Source organism: Brevundimonas sp., assembly GCF_032107865.1.
GTDB lineage: Bacteria > Pseudomonadota > Alphaproteobacteria > Caulobacterales > Caulobacteraceae > Brevundimonas.
Genome location: NZ_DAMCNG010000300.1, coordinates 1 through 2,634 on the forward strand (window position 1 = coordinate 1; position 2,634 = coordinate 2,634).

General features: G+C 67.0%; 3 protein-coding genes and 1 pseudogene. All 4 read left to right on the plus strand.

The annotated features are described in order from the left end of the window. Positions 1–254, plus strand: a 254-nt coding sequence (locus RT567_RS15875) for a GNAT family N-acetyltransferase (RefSeq protein WP_313577184.1), incomplete at its 5' end; no start/stop codon positions are given. 37 nt (positions 255–291) lie between these two features. Further along, on the plus strand, positions 292–762 hold the full coding sequence (locus tag RT567_RS15880) for a Fur family transcriptional regulator (RefSeq protein ID WP_003166535.1): 471 nt from the start codon (positions 292–294) through the stop codon (positions 760–762). Between the two features lie 58 nt (positions 763–820). Further along, the gene (miaB, locus tag RT567_RS15885; protein WP_313577185.1) at positions 821–2,224 is read left to right on the plus strand and encodes a tRNA (N6-isopentenyl adenosine(37)-C2)-methylthiotransferase MiaB; all 1,404 of its coding nucleotides are present in this window, start codon (positions 821–823) and stop codon (positions 2,222–2,224) included. 104 nt (positions 2,225–2,328) lie between these two features. After that, positions 2,329–2,634: pseudogene (locus RT567_RS15890) on the plus strand (hypothetical protein); the annotation flags it as partial.

Sequence of the window (2,634 nt, forward strand, 5' to 3'; positions counted from 1 at the left end):
TCCTGACCCTGGCGGTGCGGCCTACGGCGCGGCGCGCGGGCCTGGGCGTTCGCTTGGTCGAGGCGGCGGTGGTGCGGGCCGCCGCTCTGGGAGCTGAGCGGATGTTCCTGGAGGTAGCCGAGAGCAACGCCGCCGCCCGCGCCCTCTACGCCCGAAGCGGCTTCGTCGAGATGGGGCGCCGGCGCGGCTATTATTCGCATGCGGACGGACGCCGGGAGGACGCGCTGACGCTTGTCCTGAACTTTCCTCGATAGCTTCCATAAGGCGACGGTACAGCCTATCTTCGCCGCCATGGACCGGATCGAAAAACTCTGCGCCGAACGCGGCATGCGCATGACTGAGCAACGTCGGGTGATCGCCCGCGTCCTGTCGAACGCCGAAGACCACCCCGATGTGGAAGAGCTGTATCGCCGCGCCTCGGCGATCGACCCGCACATCTCCATCGCCACCGTCTATCGCACCGTGCGCCTGTTCGAAGAGGCGGGCGTGGTCGAGAAGCACGACTTCGGCGATGGCCGCAGCCGCTATGAAGAGGCGGGCGACGACCACCACGACCACCTGATCGACACCAAGACGGGCGAAGTCATCGAATTCTTCGACGCCGAGATCGAGCGGTTGAAGGCCGAGATCGCGCGCAAGCTGGGCTATGAGCTGGTCGGCCATAAGCTGGAGCTCTACGGCCACGTCATCCCCGGCGCAGAGCCGGTGGAGCGTGAAGGCTTGATCTACAAGCGCCGTCCGCGCGACGAGACCGAAGACTGACCGCCGTCAGTCTTCACATCGTCTTGCCGTCATCGATTTCGGCGACCATAAGCCGTGCATGACTGATACGCTCGACACTCCCGCCTTGGCGGACGCTGGCGCATCTGAGGCGAGCGCCGGGCCCAAGCGCCTGTTCATCAAGACCTATGGCTGTCAGATGAACGTCTATGACTCGGAGCGCATGGCGGATGTGCTGCGCCCGTTGGGCTATGCCTCGACCGAAACGCCTGATGACGCTGACTTCGTCATCCTGAACACCTGCCACATTCGCGAGAAGGCGGCGGAGAAGGTCTATTCCGAGCTGGGCAAGCTGCGGGAGATGCGGGACCGGCGCCTGGCGGCGGGCCGGGGCGGCATGACCATCGCCGTGGCCGGCTGCGTCGCCCAGGCCGAGGGCGAAGAGATCATGAAGCGCCAGCCGGCGGTCGATCTGGTGGTCGGACCCCAGGCCTATCATCAGCTGCCCGAACTGCTGACCCGCACGGCGCGGGCGCGCGGCGAGCGCATCGGCGCAGACTTTGCGCCGAATGAGAAGTTCGACGCCCTGCCCGCGACGCGCGGCACGGAAGGCGTCACGGCCTTCCTGACGGTGCAGGAGGGCTGCGACAAGTTCTGCACCTTCTGCGTCGTGCCCTATACGCGCGGCGCCGAATGGTCGCGCCCGGTGGCGGCGGTGCTGGCCGAGGCCCAGTCCCTGGCCGACCGGGGCGTGCGCGAAGTCACTCTGCTGGGTCAGAACGTCAACGCCTATGACGGCGAAGGACCGGACGGAAAGCCCTTCACCCTGGCGAAGCTGGCCTATGCCCTGGCCGAGATTCCGGGGCTGGATCGCATTCGCTATACGACCAGCCACCCGAACGACATGTCGGACGAGTTGATCGCGGCGCACGGTGATCTGGACGCCCTGATGCCCTATCTGCACCTGCCGGTTCAGGCGGGTTCGGACCGCATCCTGCGCCTGATGAACCGCAAGCACGGGCGCCAGAAGTATTTCGACCTGATCGACCGCATCCGTGAGGCGCGGCCCGACATGGCGATGGCGGGCGACTTCATCGTCGGTTTCCCTGGCGAGACGGACCGCGATTTCGAGGACACGATGGACCTGGTGCGGCGGGTGAACTACGCCAGCGCCTTCTCCTTCATGTATTCGCCGCGTCCCGGCACGCCCGCTGCGACCATGGCGGCCCAGGTTCCGGACGCCGTGGCCAAGGAGCGTCTGCACGCCCTTCAGGCCTTGCTGACCGAGCAGCAGACCGCCTTCAACCAGTCGCTGGCCGGGCGCGTCCTGCCGGTGCTGTTCGAGAAGAAGGGCCGCCACGGCGCCCAGGCCGTCGGCCGCTCGCCCTATCTGCAATCGGTCCACGTCGACGACGCGGATCAACTGATCGGCCGGATCGTTCCGGTCGAGATCATTAGCGGCCAGCAGAACAGCCTGTCGGGCCGCCTGATCCAGACGAACTGACGCCTGTTCCGCCACGCGCCGTGTGCGGGACAGGAACACGCAATAACGTCCCTCAAGCAGCCTCGCCCCGCGTGCGAGGCGATAGGGACTCTTAAGGAGACCTCATGGCGCGAGAGTCCGAGTTCCTGTCCCTCAGCGATGAGGCCTTGCGCGCCGTCATCGGGCCGCAGAGCCGCCATCTGGCCCTGATCGAGGACGCCTTCAAGGTGCTGGTCGAAACACCGGGCGGCGGGGTGTCGATCAACGGCTCGACGCGGGATCGCGCCCAGGCGCGCCGGGTGATCGAGGCCTTGTCGAACCGCGCCGAGGCGGGCGCCGAGATCACCGAGGCCGACGTGCGCACGCCCGCGGCCGCGGCCGGTAGGGATGCATTGGAGCGCCAGGCCACCATCTATGCGGACCTGGTCGGG